This is a genomic window from Stutzerimonas kunmingensis (assembly GCF_002929225.1).
In the GTDB taxonomy this organism is placed as follows: Bacteria; Pseudomonadota; Gammaproteobacteria; order Pseudomonadales; family Pseudomonadaceae; genus Stutzerimonas.
The window spans coordinates 139,105-155,226 of record NZ_PISM01000020.1 but is presented as its reverse complement, the minus strand read 5'-3'; the positions used below and the strand labels follow the sequence as shown (position 1 = coordinate 155,226).

Here is a 16,122-nt window from a genome sequence, read left to right as displayed (position 1 = left end):
GGCCCGCGCCAGCACCGGCGATCCCGCGCAAAGGTGCGACCTAGACGCGCTTGTTGGCAATTGGCCATTCAAACCTTCATCTATTGCTGGGTAAACTCGCTGCCCTCAGGCGGCTCTGCCAGCTCTTGGCACAGGCATTGCTGCTGAAACTCAATGAACCGGACGGAACGAGTCGCGATAGAGCATCGCACCCAGGCTTCAGCGCCTAGACTTGTCCAGCTGGTTACTGCCGGGATGCCGTGTGGCCTCCCACCCACAACAAGAGGAAACATCAATGTTCAAACTGACTGCCAAGGCGCTGGCATGCGCCCTGTCGCTGAGCATCGCTGGTCTGGCCCACGCGGCTGACCCGATCACCATCAAGTTCTCCCACGTGGTCGCCGAAAACACGCCGAAAGGCCAGGGCGCCCTGATGTTCAAGAAACTGGTGGAAGAGCGTCTGGCCGGCAAGGTCGAGGTACAGGTTTACCCGAACTCCTCGCTGTTCGGTGATGGCAAGGAAATGGAAGCCCTGCTGCTGGGTGACGTTCAGCTGATCGCTCCATCGCTGGCCAAGTTCGAACACTACTCCAAGGGCGTTCAGGTCTTCGACCTGCCGTTCCTGTTCGACGACATCGCGGCAGTCGACCGCTTCCAGAAGAGCGAGGCTGGCCAGGGCCTGCTGCGTTCCATGGAAGACAAGAACATCACCGGCCTGGGCTACTGGCACAACGGCATGAAGCAGCTGTCGGCCAACAAGGAACTGCGTGAGCCGAAAGACGCGCGCGGCCTGAAGTTCCGCGTACAGGCTTCTGCAGTGCTGGACGAGCAGTTCAAGGCGCTGCGTGCCAACCCGCGCAAGATGAGCTTCGCCGAGGTTTACCAGGGCCTGCAGACCGGCGTGGTCAACGGTGCCGAGAACCCCTACTCGAACATCTACTCGCAGAAGATGCACGAAGTGCAGAAGCACATCACCGAGTCCGACCATGGCCTGCTGGACTACATGCTGATCACCAACACCAAGTTCTGGGACGGCCTGCCTGCCGATGTACGTGGCGAGCTGGAAAAGATCGTGGAAGAAGTCACTGTTGAAGTGAACAAGCAAGCCGACGCCCTGAACCAGAAGGCCAAGGCTGACATTCTTGCCGCCGGCACAACCGAAATTCTGGTGCTGACCCCGGAAGAGCGTGCCAAGTGGCGCGAAGCCATGAAGCCGGTGTGGAAGAAGTTCGAAGGCGAAATCGGTGCTGACCTGATCAAGGCCGCCGAAGCTGCCAACCAGGCTAAATAAGCCTTGCCGGGGGGCGGACACCCCGCCCCTTTGCTGCACCACCCAGCGATACCCGACAGCTCAGTGAAAAAACAAAGCAGCTAGCGAAGACGAAGCCCGCACCAAGGGCAGACAGGTCAGGCCAAGGCGATCCCGGGCCCAGCCGCTTCGATGGCGACAACAAGAGTTTTTCATTGCTCTGTCTCCCAGCCTGCCCCGGCTGGTTCACGGCGCACCTCCGTGCTGCCTTCGATACAACAAGCAGTCCATCGGGAGATGTCATCCATGAACGCCCTCTGGCGCGTCTGGGACCACTTCGAGGAAGGTTTCATCGCCTTTCTGTTGGCCGCCATGACACTGGTGACCTTCGTCTACGTGATCCTCAACAACCTCTACACACTTTTCTACGACCTGGGCGACCGGTTCGAGGGAAGCGCCGACTTCTGGTTCGCCATCGGTGATTTCATCATCGGCCTGGCCCAGTCCATGACCTGGAGCACCGCGCTGACCAAGGCGCTGTTCGCCTGGCTGATCTTCTCCGGTCTCGCCTATGGCGTGCGCACCGCCGGCCACATCGGTGTCGATGCACTGGTGAAGCTGGCGCCGCGACACATCCAGCGCGTCATCGGCATCATCGCCTGCCTGCTCTGCCTGGGTTACGCCGGTCTGCTGACCGTGGCCAGCTTCGAGTGGATCCAGGCGCTGTTCGTTGCCAACATCGGCGCGGAAGACCTGGGCCATGTCGGCGTCAAGCAGTGGCACATCGGCATGATCGTGCCGTTCGGCTTCGCCATGGTGTTCATCCGTTTCGCCGAAATCTTCGTGCGTATCCTGCGCAACGAGCAGACCGGCCTCGGCCTCGCCGATGAAGCGGCCGATGCGCTCAAGCACGGCGAAGAGGAGCCCAAGTAATGACCATCCTGTTCCTGTTCGTCGCCCTCTTCGTGCTGATGTTCATCGGCGTGCCGGTGGCCGTATCCCTCGGTCTGGCCGGTTCGCTGACCATCATGATCTTCAGCCAGGACTCGGTGCGCTCGCTGGCGATCAAGCTGTTCGAGACCTCCGAGCACTACACCCTGCTGGCGATCCCGTTCTTCCTCCTGGCCGGCGCCTTCATGACCACCGGCGGCGTGGCGCGTCGCCTGATCGACTTCGCCAACGCCTGTGTCGGCCACATCCGTGGCGGCCTGGCGATCGGTGCGGTGCTGGCGTGCATGCTCTTCGCAGCGCTGTCCGGCTCGTCGCCAGCCACCGTGGCCGCGGTGGGCTCCATCGCCATCGCCGGCATGGTGCGCTCCGGTTATCCGCAGGCCTTCGGCGCCGGCATCGTCTGTAACGCTGGTACCCTGGGCATCCTGATCCCACCGTCGGTGGTCATGGTGGTCTACGCCGCGGCTACCGAGACCTCGGTGGGCAAGCTGTTCATGGCCGGTGTCGTCCCGGGCATCATGCTCGGCGGCGCGCTGATGCTGGCGATCTACATCATCGCGGTGAAGAAGAACCTGCCGGCACTGCCGCGCGCCAGCTTCCGCGAGTGGCTGTCCGCCGCGCGCAAGGCGGTCTGGGGCCTGCTGCTGATGGTGATCATCCTCGGCGGCATCTACTCGGGCATGTTCACGCCCACCGAAGCGGCAGCGGTCGCGGCGGTGTATTCGGCCTTCGTCGCGATCTTCGTCTACAAGGACCTCAAGCTGCGCGAATGCCCGAAGGTACTGCTGGAGTCGGGCAAGCTGAGCATCATGCTGATGTTCATCATCGCCAACGCCATGCTCTTCGCCCACGTACTGACCACCGAGCAGATTCCGCAGGCGATCACTGCCTGGGTCATCGAGGCCGGTCTGCAGCCGTGGATGTTCCTGCTGGTGGTGAACATCGTGCTGCTGGTTGCCGGCGCCTTCATGGAGCCGTCGGCGATCATCCTGATCCTGGCGCCGATCCTGTTCCCGATTGCCATACAGCTGGGCATCGACCCGATCCACCTTGGCATCATCATGGTGGTGAACATGGAGATCGGATTGATAACGCCACCGGTGGGGTTGAACCTGTTCGTCGCCTCAGCGGTGACGGGCATGCCGGTGACCCAGGTGATCCGCGCAGTGCTGCCATGGCTGGCGCTGATGCTGAGCTTCCTGGTGATCATCACCTACGTGCCGTCGATTTCCCTGGCGCTGCCGAACATGCTGGGCATGTAGCCCGAAACACTTACTTCCCTTTAGCCCGGCCTGTGCCGGGCTTTTTTTCGTCTGCGCAAATGTCGATGTGGGCTCGTCAGAGCGCCAGCACATCGGCCGGCCGCCGACGGAACCAGCCGGTCAGCGACAGACGGTCGGCTTGAGTGACCAGTACTTCGTGGGGGAAATCGCCGGAGAGAAAGACCACCAGATTGCCGGCCAGCGGTGGCACGTCCAGCTGCGATCCATCAGGCATGTGCATGCGCAATTCACCGGCATGGCCGGGCTGCCAATCCGGATTCAGATACAGCACGGCGGTGACCGAGCGGCTGTCGTCATCGCGAAAGCGGTCCAGGTGCGTCTGATAGAAGGCGCCCGGCGGGTAGAAGGCGAAATGGCACTCGAACTCTTCCAGCCCGAGGAACAACTCGCGGTTAAGCTGCTGGCGCAAGCCGTCCATGAGTTCGAGGTAGTCGTCGCAGACTGCAGACTGGCCCGGTTCGAGCCACTGAATATGGTCGCTGCGAATGCCTTCGCGCACCGCCTGCGCCTCGCCGCGGCCGACCCCTGCCGGTGCCAGTGCACCCTCGGCTTCCCGCCTGCGGCACTCGTCGGCCAGCTTGTGGGTCACATCACTGGGAAGGAAAGAACTCTGCACCGACCAGCCGCGCTCGGCCAGGTCGTCGATGATCGAAGAGAACGGCAAGGAAGTGACTCCGAAGGGATACCGCAGGAGTCTAGGGTCTGTTGAGACTCCGCTACAAGCTGCGTCGCTGCGCCAAATGGCAGCAGTAACCATGCGCCTCGACAAGCACGCGTCGACGCACGGAAAATGAACCGCCCGCCAGACAGGAGCTTCCATGCGCGCCCTCTTGACCTGTGTACTGCTGACCTTGAGCTTCAGCAGCTTCGCCGACACCTATCAGGAACTCTACGAAACCGCCGGCTGGACCGAACAGCGCGCCAATTTCGGCGATGCCCTGACCGCGGCCCAGCAACGCTACAAGGACACCCTGCCACCGGCGGTATTCCAGGCACTGGTGACCAACAGCAACCGCCGCTTCGCCGCCCATGCCATCGACCAGCGCGCGCAGCAGGCATTGCGCGGCAACCTGGCCGAGCCGCAGCCGGCGCTGGAATTCTTCCAGTCGACCCTGGGACGCAAGATCGTCTCGGCCGAAGTGCTCGCCGCACGGCGCGAACAGCTGGCCAAGCACGCCGCCGGCCTGCCGCGGGTGGAAGCCGGCAGCAACCGACAGCTGCTGATCCGCCACCTGGCCCAGGCGCTGCCAGCCAGCGAAGCGGGCGCGGAAGTCAGCCTGGCACTGGCCGGCGTCGCCGCCGACAGTCTCAGCCAGATGATTCCCGGCCTGCTCGGTGGCAATCAGGCGCAGAGCCTGCTGAGCAGCCAGCGCCAACGCATGATCGAGCAAATAGAGGCCGATCTCGACAACACGCTGCTGTACGTCTATCGCGACCTGTCCGATGCCGAACTGGAGGAATATGTGACATTCGCCCAGTCGGACGAAGGCAAGGCCTATTACCAGGCCGCGCTGCAGGCGCTACGCGCCGGCCTGGCGGTGGGCATGAGCGGCGCCGAGCTGGAGCCGCAGCAGGGCATCTGATCCCGCTATCTGAGGCGCTCGCGCAGGAAGTCGAAGTACGCCTGGCGCAATTCCTCGCGCTCGTTCACCAGATGGTGGCGCGCCTCGGGCAGTCGCAGCACCTCAGCACTTGGGAACTTGCGCTGCAGAATCGGCAGGTTGTACTGCCAATCCACGGTCATGTCCGCCTCGCCCTGAATGATCAACGGCGCGTGCCTGCTGTCAGCCGCACCCTCGATACGTGGAATCCAGCGTGACAGGGCGCCGACCCAGGCCGTGGGCAGGATGTCCGGCTGCAGCGGGTCCTGGCTCTGGACGAATTCGAGGAAGGCCGGGTCGCCGGAGTTCTCGCTGAACGTTCGTGGGATCTGCTGAACGAAGCGTCGCAGCAACTCGTAGCTGATGCGCGAGCGCAGCCAGGCGCGCGGGCGAACCAACGGCGCCAGCAGGATGGTGCGCCCCAGGTCGGGATTTTCGGCCTGATGCAGCAGGTGATCCAGCGCGATGGCACCGCCGGTACTCTGGCCAAGTAGGTGCCAGGGACGCGGCAGATCGAGCTGGCGTGCCTGTTCGAACAGACCGCTCAGCACCGCCTGGTATTCGGCAAACTCGTTGATGCTCGCCCGGGGACCGCTGGACAGCCCATGGCCCGGCAGGTCGCAGGCGAGCACGGCGAACCCCATCTCCAGTCCCCAGTCGACCACATGGCGATACAGGCCCATGTGGTCGTAGTAGCCGTGCAGGATCAGCAGGCTGGCGTGGGGCTGCTCCGGCCACCAGGCCTGGGCGACGACATCGTAGTCATGCACGCGAAAGCGCCCCAGGCGACGCTGGACCTGCGTGCGATGCGGCAGGTCGAGCCCGTAATAGGTCTGGTACTGGAGAGTTTCGGCGCTTGCGGCGACCGCCTCGGACAGGGCGGGCAGGCTGTTACGCAGGCGCTCGGGATCGATACGCGAGGGCATGGAAATTCTTCGATTGCGTTGACCTGGGATATTCAGCTCTGCGCCGCCCCATGGCAAGCTTGCGCACCCACATCGGAGCCCGCCATGAGCGCTCGTCGCAAATACCTGATCGCCGCACTGATCGCCCTGCTCTGGGGCGGCGCCATGCTGGCTGCGTTCTGGTGGTTCGAGGCGCGCTACCTGCGCACCTTCGACGGCGAGCGCGCCGAGCTGTTCTCCGGCGACGCCCTTCGCCTGCCGGCCGAGCTGCAGGGCCCAGGACCAGTGCGCTTCGTGCATTTCTGGGATCCGGGATGCCCGTGCAACGTCGGCAATCAGCAGCACCTGGAAGAACTGCTCAAGCGCTTTGCCGGACAACCCGTGGACTTCTACGAAGTACGCAAACCGGGCAGCAAGGGCCGCTTGCCGCAGCCGCTGGCAGCGCTGAAACCGCTGAGCGCCCCGCCCGGCTCCGAGCAACTACCGGCCAGCCCCGCTGTAGGCATCTGGGATCAAAGCGGGGAGCTGGTCTATATCGGCCCCTACAGCGAGGGTGCGGTGTGCAGTTCGGACAACAGCTTCGTCGAGCCTATCCTCGATGCCGTGCTGGCCGGGCGCAAGGTGCGCGCCACCCATTCGCTGGCGGTGGCCTGTTTCTGCGACTGGCAGCAGTGAGCAATTCGACATCGCGCACACTGCGCGATGGTGATATCAATCGTCCGTTCGCAGGTGGACGGAATGAAAAGGGCGCATCGATGCGCCCTTTTCGTTTTGCTGCTCAAACCATCATCAGGTATGCGCCGAGGGCGGCACCAGCACCTTGCGGCTGTCGATCACCTGACGCCAGGTGGGATTGCCAGCGGTTTCATCCATCGCCTGCTGCATCGCGCGAATACGGCGCTTCTCGGCGCGGCGGCTGAGGTACCAGGCGAGAAAGGTCGCCAGCGACACGCTGAGCAGGATCAGACTCGCCACCGCGTTGATCTCCGGCTTCACGCCCAGGCGCACGGCGGAGAAGATCTCCATCGGCAGCGTGGTCGAACCCGGCCCGGAGACGAAGCTGGCCAGTACCAGATCGTCCAGTGACAGTGCGAACGAAAGCATGCCGCCGGCCGCTAGCGAGGGCGCGATCATCGGCATGGTGATCAGGAAGAACACCTTCCACGGCCGCGCTCCGAGGTCCATCGCCGCTTCCTCGATGGACAGGTCCAGCTCGCGCAGGCGCGCCATCACCACTACCGCGACGTAGGCCGAGCAGAACGTGGTGTGGGCGATCCAGATGGTCACCAGCCCGCGTTGCGCCGGCCAGCCGATCAGTTGCGCCATGGCGACGAACAGCAGCAGCAGGGACAGACCGGTGATCACTTCCGGCATCACCAGCGGCGCGGTGACCAGGCCACCGAACAGCGTACGGCCGCGGAACACCGGGATACGGGTGAGGACGAAAGCCGCCATCGTGCCCAGAGCCACCGCGGCGATCGCGGTATAGGCCGCGACTTCCAGCGAGCGCATTACCGCGCCCATCAACTGGGAGTTGTCGAGCAGGCCGGCGTACCACTTCAGCGACCAGCCGCCCCACACCGTCACCAGCCGCGAGGCATTGAACGAGTAGATAACCAGGATGACCATCGGCAGGTAGATGAACAGCAGCCCGAGCACCAGGATCAGGTTGGAAAAGCTCCAGCGTTTCATAGCTTGCCCTCCAGCTCTTTCGCCTGGTTCCGGTTGAACAGGATGATCGGCACCAGCAGGATCGCCAGCATCACCACCGCCAGCGCCGAGGCCACCGGCCAGTCACGGTTGTTGAAGAATTCCTGCCAGAGCACCTTGCCGATCATCAGCGTCTCCGGACCGCCGAGCAGCTCTGGGATGACGAACTCGCCGACCACCGGAATGAACACCAGCATGCAGCCGGCGATGATGCCGTTCTTCGACAGCGGCACGGTGATCTTCCAGAAGCTGGAGAGGTTGCGCGCGCCGAGGTCGGACGCAGCCTCGAGCAGGCTCGGGTCGTGCTTCACCAGGTTGGCGTAGAGCGGCAGGATCATGAACGGCAGGTAGGAGTAGACCACGCCGATGTATACCGCAGCGTCGGTATTGAGTATCTGCAACGGCGCGTCGATCAGGCCGAGGCCCTGCAACAGTCCGTTGAGGATGCCGTTGCTGCTGAGGATGCCCATCCAGGCGTAGACGCGAATCAGGATGGCGGTCCAGGTCGGCATCATGATCAGCAGCAGCAGAACCGTCTGCAGATCCTTGCGCGCACGAGCAATGGCGTAGGCCATCGGATAGCCGATCAGCAGGCAGAGCAGCGTGCTGAAGAAGGCGATCCGCAGCGAGCCCAGATAGGCCGCCAGATACAGTTCGTCTTCGCTGAGGAAGATGTAGTTGCCCAGGTTGATCAGCACCTGCAGCTGCTGGTCGGCGTAGGCGAAGATGTCGGTGTACGGCGGAATGGCCACATCCGCTTCGGCAAAGCTGATCTTCAGGACGATGGCGAAGGGCAGCAGAAAGAACAGCATCAGCCACAGGAAGGGCACGCTGATGACCAGTCGGCGCCCGGTATTCAGGGGCGAGCGCTTCATGCCTGCAACACCACGCCGCTGTCATCCCACCAGTACACGTACACCTCTTCCTCCCAGGTCGGCAGCTTCACGTGACGTTCGGCGTTGGCCATGAAGGCCTGCAGCACACCGCCGGACGGCAGCTTGATGTAGTACACCGAGTGGCCGCCAAGATAGGCGATGTCGTGCACGACGCCTTTGGCCCAGTTGTAGCCGGGGCGCTCAAGCTCCGGCAGTTCGGTGCCGATCAGCAGCTTTTCGGGGCGGATCGCGTAGGTGATCTGTTTGTCCTGCGCGCGGGTACTGATGCCGTGGCCGACGTAGATCGGGTTCTCAAGGCCTGGGCTGGCGATGACGGCGTGGTCGCCCATGTCCTCGATCAGCTCGCCGTCGAACAGGTTGACGTTGCCGATGAATTCGCAGACCAGGCGGCTTGCCGGGGTCTCGTAGATGTCCATCGGGCTGCCGACCTGAGCGATCCAGCCCAGATGCATGATGGCGATGCGTTCGGCCATGGTCATGGCCTCTTCCTGGTCATGGGTGACCATCACGCAGGTCACGCCGACGCGCTCGATGATCTGCACCAACTCGAGCTGCATCTGCGAGCGCAGTTTCTTGTCCAACGCGCCCATGGGCTCATCGAGCAGCAGCAGCTTCGGCCGCTTGGCCAGCGAACGCGCCAGGGCGACGCGCTGGCGCTGCCCGCCCGACAGCTGATGCGGCTTGCGTTTGGCGTACTGGGTCATCTGCACCAGGCCGAGCATCTCCTTCACCCGCGCCTCGACTTCCTGTTTCGGCAGACCATCCTGCTTCAGGCCGAAGGCGATGTTCTGCTCCACCGTCATGTGTGGAAACAGCGCGTAGGACTGGAACATCATGTTGATCGGCCGCTCGTAGGGCGGCATGTCGGTGATGTCCTGGCCATCGAGGAAGATGCGCCCCTCGGTGGGCCGCTCGAAGCCGGCGAGCATGCGCAGCAAGGTCGACTTGCCCGAACCCGAGCCACCGAGCAGGGCGAAGATTTCGCCCTGATGGATGCTCAGCGAGACATCATCGACCGCCACCGTTTCGTCGAACTTCTTGGTGACGCGGTCGATCTTCAGCAGCACCTGCTTGTTCTTGCTTTCGCCACTGAGGGCTTTCTTGTAGGCGCTGGAGGCAACGGCCATGCGCGAACTCCCGAAATGAAAAAGGTTGGCCGGCCTGCGCCGGGGATCTAATGGTCGTTGCAGAGAGCGCGTCGCCTGACATGCTCCCGATCGGCCGGTTCCGATTCGTCACCGGCAATGCCGCAGACGAAACGGGAACAGACCATGGAGTTCACTTGCCGGATTTCACCTTGGTCCACGAGCGGGTCGAAAGACGTTGAATCTTCGGCGGTAGCTCAGCGGAGACATACAGCCGGTCGAGCACTTCCTGCGGCGGATACACCGACGCATCACCACGCACTTCCTGGTCCATCAGCTCGCCCGCCTTGAGATTGGGGTTGGCGTAACCGACGTAGTCGCTCACCGCGGCAATCACCTCGGGGCGTAGCAGGTAGTTGATGAAGGCATGGGCTTCTTCGACATTGCTGGCATCCGCGGGGATGGCGAGCATGTCGAACCAGAGGTTCGCGCCCTCCTTGGGAATGGCATAGGCGATCTCGACACCCTTGCCGGCTTCCTCGGCGCGGGCGGCGGCCTGGAACACATCACCGGAGAACCCGGCGGCGACGCAGATATTGCCATTGGCCAAATCGGAAATGTACTTGGACGAGTGGAAATAACGTACATGCGGCCGCACGGCCAGGAGCTTCTCCTCGGCCTTCTGATAGTCCGCCGCGTTCTCGCTGTTGGGGTCGAGCCCCAGGTAATTGAGCATGGCCGGGATCATCTCATCGGCCGAATCGAGGAAGGCTATGCCGCAACTGGCCAGCTTCTCGGCGTTCTCCGGTTCGAAGATGACCGCCCACGAGTCGATCGTGTCGACGCCCAGTGCGGCCTTGACCTTCTCGACGTTGTAGCCAATGCCGTTGGTGCCCCACAGATAGGGCGCCGCATAGGCATTGTCGGGATCGTTCTTCTGCAGCTGCTTGAGCAGTGCCGGATCGATGTTTTCCCAGTTCGGCAGCTTGCTCTTGTCCAGCGGCTGGAAGGCACCGGCGCGAATCTGCTTGCCGAGAAAATGGTTGGAAGGCACCACCACGTCGTAGCCGCTACGGCCGGCCAGCAGCTTGCCTTCAAGGGTTTCGTTGGAATCGAAGACATCGTAGACGGGCTTGATGCCAGTCTCCTTCTCGAACTCCTCCAGCGTCGTTTCGCCGATGTAATCCGACCAGTTGTAGATATGCACGGAGGCGGCCTGGGCGGTGGCCGCACCGGCTACGGCGGCGGCGACGATCAACGACTTGAGTGTCGAGCGCATGGGATGAGTCCTCTTGTTACAGGCCGCGCGTGATCCCGGCGGGAAAGGCGGGCTGTTTATTGGAAAAACCTCTGAAAATCAACAGATTTGATGCAAATGTCGGTGCATCACAAAAGACAGGGAACGTGGCTACGCGACGAGCTGCGCTCAACCGGGCTCCGGTGCCGGTACGCATGCTCCATGCGGCCCGGCAACGGATCGGTCGTATCAGCGGCCCGACTTGATCTTGGTCCAGCTGCGGGTCATGGCGCGCTGGGTTTTCGGATCGAGGTCGGGGAAGGTGTACAGCTTCTTCAGCACGTCCTGGTTCGGGTAGATGCCCGGGTCGGTGCGGATCGCTTCATCCACCAGCGGGGTGGCCGCGGCGTTACCGTTGGGGAACTGCACGTAGTCGGTGATCGACGCCATGACTTCCGGCTTCATCAGGTAGTTGATGAAGACGTGGGCGCTCTCGACGTTCTTCGCGTCAGCCGGTACGGCCAGCATGTCGAAGAAGCTGCCGGCACCTTCCTTGGGAATCTTGTAGCCGACGTTGACGCCGTTGCCGGCTTCCTCGGCGCGCGCCTTGGCCTGATAGATGTCACCCGAATAGCCGATCGCCACGCAGGACTCGCCATTGGCCAGGTCGGAGATGTACTTGGAAGAGTGGAAGTAGGCCACATGCGGACGGATCTGCATGAACAGCTCTTCGGCCTTCTTCAGCTCGTCGGCCTTGCCGCTGTCCGGGGCGTAGCCCAGATAATGCAGGGCGGCGGGCAGAATTTCGGTCGGCGAATCGAGGAAGGAAACGCCGCAGGACTTCAGCTTCTCGATGTTTTCCGGCTTGAACACCAGGTCCCAGGAATCCACCGGCGCGTTGTCACCCAACACGGCCTTGACCTTGTCGACGTTATAGCCGATGCCAATGGTGCCCCACATGTAGGGAATCGAGTACTGGTTGCCCGGATCACTCGGATCCAGCGCCTTGAGCAGGTCCTTGTCGAGGTTTTCCCAGTTCGGCAGCTTGGACTTGTCCAGTTTCTGGAACACGCCGGCCTTGATCTGCTTGGCTAGGAAGGGGTTGGACGGCACCACCACGTCATAACCGGAGCTGCCGGCCAGCAGCTTGGCTTCCAGCACTTCGTTGCTGTCGAAGACGTCGTAGACGACCTTGATGCCGGTTTCCTTGGTGAAGTTCTCCAGGGTGTCTTCGGCGATGTAGTCGGACCAGTTGTAGACGTGCAGAACCTTTTCCTGGGCCTGCGCAGCCCCGGCAACGGTGCCGGCCAGCGTCATGGCAAGTAGTGTCTTGGCGAAGGGATTCATCCGTGCAGCTCCTTTTGTCATCATTAATGTCGGGGCAGTGGAACAGGCCATGAACAACGCGGCGGCCTGGCGGTGTGGCGGCATCGACACACCCCTCGGCAGGTCTGGCCTCCAGCACGCGCGCAGTCTGGCAAGGTCAGGACCCTCTTTTCAACAAGCCGAACGCACAGCGGTGCAAACGACAACCTTAGCTCAGCTGGCGCGGGCCGCCGCACGGCTCAACCCAGCGCATCCTTGGCCGTGGCGTCGAGGCACAACCGCACCTTGCCAACCAGCTCGTCGATCTGCTCTTCGCTGATCACCAGCGGCGGCGAGATGATCATGGTGTCGCCAACCGCACGCATCACCAGGCCGTTGCGGAAGCAGTGCTCGCGACAGAGCATGCCCACACCGGGATCGGCAAAGCGTTCGCGGGTCTTCTTGTTCTTCACCAACTCGAGCGCACCAAGCAGGCCGACGCCACGCGCCTCGCCTACCAGCGGATGCTCGAGCAGTTCCTGCCAACGGGATTGCAAATAGGGTGCCGTCTTCGTCTTCACCCGCTCGACGATCTTCTCCTCGCGCAGGATGCGGATGTTCTCCAGCGCCACCGCGGCGGCCACGGGGTGCCCCGAGTAGGTGAAGCCGTGGTAGAACTCGCCGCCCTCGTTGAGCGTGTGCACCACTTCGTCGCGCACCACCACGCCGCCCATGGGGATGTAGCCAGAGGTCAGGCCCTTGGCGATCGGCATCAGGTCCGGCTCGAGGCCGTAGTAGTCGCTACCGAACCACTCACCGGTACGGCCGAAGCCGCAGATGACCTCGTCGGCGATGAAGAGGATGTCGTAGCGCGCGAGGATTTCCTTGACCCGCGGCCAGTAGCTCTCGGGCGGGATGATCACGCCGCCGGCGCCCTGGATCGGTTCGGCGATGAAGGCGGCGACCTTGTCCTCGCCGACCTCGAGGATCTTCTGCTCCAGCTGGTCGGCGATGCGCACGCCGAACTCTTCCGGGCTCATGTCGCCGCCCTCGCCGAACCAGTAGGGCTGGTCGATATGCTCGATGCCCGGGATCGGGCCGTCGCCCTGCTCATGCATGGCCTTCATTCCGCCAAGGCTGGCACCGGCAATGGTCGAGCCGTGATAGCCATTCCAGCGGCCGATGACCACCTTCTTCGCCGGCTGGCCCTTGATCGCCCAGTAATGGCGCACCATGCGCAGCACGGTGTCGTTGGCCTCCGAGCCGGAGCCGGTGAAGAACACATGGTTCATCCCGGCCGGCGCGATGTCGGCAATCGCCTTGGCCAGCGCCACGGCCGGCGGGTGGGCGGTCTGGAAGAACAGGTTGTAGTACGGCAGCTCGCGCATCTGCCTGGTCGCGGCCTCGACCAGCTCCTCGCGGCCATAGCCCAGGTTGACGCACCAGAGCCCGGCCATGGCGTCGAGGATCTTGTGGCCTTCGCTGTCCCACAGATAGACGCCTGACGCCTTGGTGATGATGCGCGTGCCTTTGGCGTTCAGCGCCTTGTAATCGGTGAACGGCGGCAGATGATGGTCGCGGCTCAGCGCTTGCCAGTGCAGGGTTTGCGAATCGCTCATCAGTCACCTCTCGATAAAAGTTCGTGCATGTTCGGTGGACGAGAAAAGCGTCATCCACCCTACGACCGGCTCCGGCGGAAGCGGCCCTACACCGACAGCATCAGGAATTCCCGCTCCCATGAGCTGATCACGCGGTGGTAGTTCTCCTGCTCGGCGCGCTTGACCGCGACGTAGCCGGTTATGAATTTCTGGCTCAGGTATTTCTCCAGCTCGCGACAGGTTTCCATCCGCTCCAGCGCTGCTTCCAGGGTCAGCGGCAGGCGCAGGTTGCGCCGTTCATAACCACGGCCCTTGACCGGCTGGCTCGGTGGCAGCTGCTCGACCATACCGATATAGCCGCACAGGAGGCTCGCGGCGATCGCCAGGTAGGGGTTGGCATCGGCACCCGCGAGGCGGTTCTCGACGCGGCGGTTCTGCGGGTCGGAGTCCGGCACGCGCAGGCCCACGGTGCGGTTCTCCTCACCCCACTCGACGTTCACCGGCGCCGAGGTATCGGGCAGGAAGCGGCGGAACGAATTGACGTTCGGCGCGAACATCGGCAGCAGCTCGGGGATGTACTTCTGCAGGCCGCCGACGTGGTGCAGGAACAGCTGGCTCATGGAGCCGTCTTCACTGGAGAAAATGTTGCGCCCGGTCTTGAGGTCGATGACGCTCTGGTGCAGGTGCATCGCGCTGCCTGGCTCGCCGGTCATCGGCTTGGCCATGAAGGTGGCGGCAACGTTGTGCTTGAGCGCCGCCTCGCGCATGGTGCGCTTGAACACCAGGATCTGGTCGGCCAGGTGCAGTGCTTCGCCGTGACGGAAGTTGATCTCCATCTGCGCGGTGCCTTCTTCGTGGATCAGGGTGTCCAGATCCAGGCCCTGCGCTTCGCACCAGTCGTACATGTCCTCGAACAACGGATCGAACTCGTTGGCGGCGTCGATGGAGAACGACTGGCGGCCGGTTTCCTGGCGGCCTGAGCGGCCGATCGGCGGCTGGAACGGCAGGTCCGGGTCCTCACAGCGCTTGGTCAGGTAGAACTCCATCTCCGGCGCGACGATGGGCTGCCAGCCACGGTCGGCGTACATCTTCAACACGCGCTTCAAGATGTTGCGCGGCGACAGTTCGATGGGATTGCCCATCTTGTCGTAGGTGTCGTGGATCACCTGGGCGGTGGGCTCGATGGCCCAGGGCACGAGAAATACGGCGTTCGGGTCAGGGCGGCAGAACATGTCGATGTCGGCTGGATCGAGCAGCTCGTAGTAGATATCGTCCTCGACGTAATCGCCGGTAACGGTCTGCAGCAACACGCTTTCCGGCAGGCGCATGCCCTTTTCGTCGAGGAACTTGTTGGTTGGTGAAATCTTGCCGCGGGCGATCCCGGTCAGGTCGCTGATCAGGCATTCCACTTCGGTGATCTTGTGTTCTTTCAGCCAGCCGGTGAGCTGGTCGAGTTGGATACTCATGTTGACCTCGGGGTTGCTGGGGAGGGCCGCCTGGGTCGGCCGTCAGCGTTGTCGGGCGCGCGCCTCGGAGGCTTCGGCGAAGCCGCGAAACAGCGTCAGATAATGCGGATGCTCGTGAACCTTCCACTCCGGGTGCCACTGCACGCCGAGGGCGAAGCTGCGCGCCTGCTCGACGGAGAACGCCTCGATCAGCCCGTCCGGCGCCAGCGCCTCGATGCGCAGACCGGCTCCAAGCCGCTCGACGCCCTGGCCATGCACCGAGTTGACCTGGATCTGCGCCGGCAGGCCCAGCTGCTCGAGTAGCCCGCCCGGCTGCACGTGCAGCGGATGGCTGAGTCCGTACTGCACCTCCAATGGATCGTCCGGACGTTCGCGGTGGTCCTGATACGGGCCGGCTTCGTGAACCTTCTGGTGCAGGCTGCCGCCAAAGGCCACGTTCATTTCCTGAAACCCACGGCAGATGCCGAACACCGGGATGCCCGCCTCGACAGCCGCGCGAATCAGCGGCAGGGTGAGACGGTCGCGCAGCGGATCGTGATGGGTGCCCGTCTCGCTCGCCGGGCCGCCATAGTGATGTGGCTCGACGTTCGAGGGCGAACCGGTGAACAGCAGGCCATCGAAGGTCTCCAGCAGGGTCGCCGGGTCGATCAGCTCATCCAGCGCCGGAATCACCAGCGGCACGCCGGCAATCGCCGCGGCACGCAGGTACTTGTCACCGGCGATGTGGAAGCTGTGATGTCCGATCTGCTTGGTACAGGCCGAAACGCCGATCAGAGGCTTGCGAGGCATGGGATACTCGTTGTTCGAATGGGGCATACCGGAGAGTAGTCTTGTTCATTTTTATAGACAATAGCCCG

Annotated in this window: 15 protein-coding genes; 5 read left to right on the top strand and 10 right to left on the bottom strand. The window is 63.1% G+C overall.

Annotated features, from left to right (window positions below):
- Nucleotides 1-274 precede the first annotated feature (274 nt).
- The 3 genes from dctP to dctM all read left to right on the top strand — a co-directional run bounded on the left by dctP (nucleotide 275) and on the right by dctM (nucleotide 3,441).
- Nucleotides 275-1,270 (top strand): C4-dicarboxylate TRAP substrate-binding protein DctP, encoded by a 996-nt coding sequence (gene dctP, locus CW305_RS15440; RefSeq protein WP_104098310.1) that lies wholly within the window; start codon nucleotides 275-277, stop codon nucleotides 1,268-1,270.
- A gap of 264 nt (nucleotides 1,271-1,534) precedes the next feature.
- Nucleotides 1,535-2,161 carry a TRAP transporter small permease gene (locus CW305_RS15435; protein ID WP_023445785.1) on the top strand — a complete coding sequence of 209 codons (627 nt, stop codon included), beginning with the start codon at nucleotides 1,535-1,537 and terminating at the stop codon, nucleotides 2,159-2,161.
- Nucleotides 2,161-3,441 (top strand): C4-dicarboxylate TRAP transporter large permease protein DctM, encoded by a 1,281-nt coding sequence (gene dctM / locus CW305_RS15430; RefSeq protein ID WP_023445784.1) that lies wholly within the window; start codon nucleotides 2,161-2,163, stop codon nucleotides 3,439-3,441. The genes CW305_RS15435 and dctM overlap by 1 nt, the downstream gene beginning before the upstream one ends.
- 76 nt (nucleotides 3,442-3,517) lie before the next feature.
- Here the strand turns inward: dctM and CW305_RS15425 are convergent, their stop codons facing one another.
- Entirely contained in the window at nucleotides 3,518-4,126 is a 609-nt protein-coding gene (locus CW305_RS15425) for a 2OG-Fe(II) oxygenase (protein WP_023445783.1), read from the bottom strand.
- Between the two features lie 154 nt (nucleotides 4,127-4,280).
- On the opposite strand from CW305_RS15425, the gene CW305_RS15420 reads away from it, so the two are divergent.
- Nucleotides 4,281-5,045, top strand: coding sequence for a hypothetical protein (locus CW305_RS15420; protein ID WP_023445782.1), 765 nt, complete (start codon nucleotides 4,281-4,283; stop codon nucleotides 5,043-5,045).
- Nucleotides 5,046-5,050: 5 nt separating this feature from the next.
- On the opposite strand, the gene bipL is transcribed toward CW305_RS15420, so the two are convergent.
- Complete coding sequence (bipL, locus tag CW305_RS15415) at nucleotides 5,051-5,989, bottom strand: phospholipase BipL (protein ID WP_104098309.1); 939 nt, start codon at nucleotides 5,987-5,989, stop codon at nucleotides 5,051-5,053.
- 84 nt (nucleotides 5,990-6,073) lie between these two features.
- On the opposite strand from bipL, the gene CW305_RS15410 reads away from it, so the two are divergent.
- Nucleotides 6,074-6,643: a DUF6436 domain-containing protein gene (locus CW305_RS15410; RefSeq protein WP_041015499.1), complete on the top strand. Its 570-nt coding sequence runs from the start codon at nucleotides 6,074-6,076 to the stop codon at nucleotides 6,641-6,643.
- Between the two features lie 114 nt (nucleotides 6,644-6,757).
- Here the strand turns inward: CW305_RS15410 and CW305_RS15405 are convergent, their stop codons facing one another.
- The 8 genes from CW305_RS15405 to CW305_RS15365 all read right to left on the bottom strand — a co-directional run bounded on the left by CW305_RS15405 (nucleotide 6,758) and on the right by CW305_RS15365 (nucleotide 16,054).
- Nucleotides 6,758-7,660 carry an ABC transporter permease subunit gene (locus CW305_RS15405; protein ID WP_014822162.1) on the bottom strand — a complete coding sequence of 301 codons (903 nt, stop codon included), beginning with the start codon at nucleotides 7,658-7,660 and terminating at the stop codon, nucleotides 6,758-6,760.
- Entirely contained in the window at nucleotides 7,657-8,553 is an 897-nt protein-coding gene (locus CW305_RS15400) for an ABC transporter permease subunit (protein ID WP_023445774.1), read from the bottom strand. Before CW305_RS15400 ends, CW305_RS15405 begins: the two co-directional genes overlap by 4 nt.
- Nucleotides 8,550-9,701: a polyamine ABC transporter ATP-binding protein gene (gene potA, locus CW305_RS15395; protein WP_023445773.1), complete on the bottom strand. Its 1,152-nt coding sequence runs from the start codon at nucleotides 9,699-9,701 to the stop codon at nucleotides 8,550-8,552. The genes CW305_RS15400 and potA overlap by 4 nt, the downstream gene beginning before the upstream one ends.
- Before the next feature lie 151 nt (nucleotides 9,702-9,852).
- Nucleotides 9,853-10,938 carry a polyamine ABC transporter substrate-binding protein gene (locus tag CW305_RS15390; RefSeq protein WP_104098308.1) on the bottom strand — a complete coding sequence of 362 codons (1,086 nt, stop codon included), beginning with the start codon at nucleotides 10,936-10,938 and terminating at the stop codon, nucleotides 9,853-9,855.
- A 207-nt stretch (nucleotides 10,939-11,145) separates the two neighbouring features.
- On the bottom strand, nucleotides 11,146-12,243 hold the full coding sequence (locus tag CW305_RS15380; RefSeq protein WP_023445771.1) for a polyamine ABC transporter substrate-binding protein: 1,098 nt from the start codon (nucleotides 12,241-12,243) through the stop codon (nucleotides 11,146-11,148).
- 218 nt (nucleotides 12,244-12,461) lie between these two features.
- Nucleotides 12,462-13,820: an aspartate aminotransferase family protein gene (locus tag CW305_RS15375; protein WP_014822167.1), complete on the bottom strand. Its 1,359-nt coding sequence runs from the start codon at nucleotides 13,818-13,820 to the stop codon at nucleotides 12,462-12,464.
- Between the two features lie 86 nt (nucleotides 13,821-13,906).
- Nucleotides 13,907-15,265, bottom strand: a complete 1,359-nt coding sequence (locus tag CW305_RS15370; RefSeq protein WP_104098307.1) for a glutamine synthetase family protein — start codon at nucleotides 15,263-15,265, stop codon at nucleotides 13,907-13,909.
- 42 nt (nucleotides 15,266-15,307) lie between these two features.
- On the bottom strand, nucleotides 15,308-16,054 hold the full coding sequence (locus CW305_RS15365; RefSeq protein ID WP_104098306.1) for a gamma-glutamyl-gamma-aminobutyrate hydrolase family protein: 747 nt from the start codon (nucleotides 16,052-16,054) through the stop codon (nucleotides 15,308-15,310).
- Between the last annotated feature and the right edge of the window lie 68 nt (nucleotides 16,055-16,122).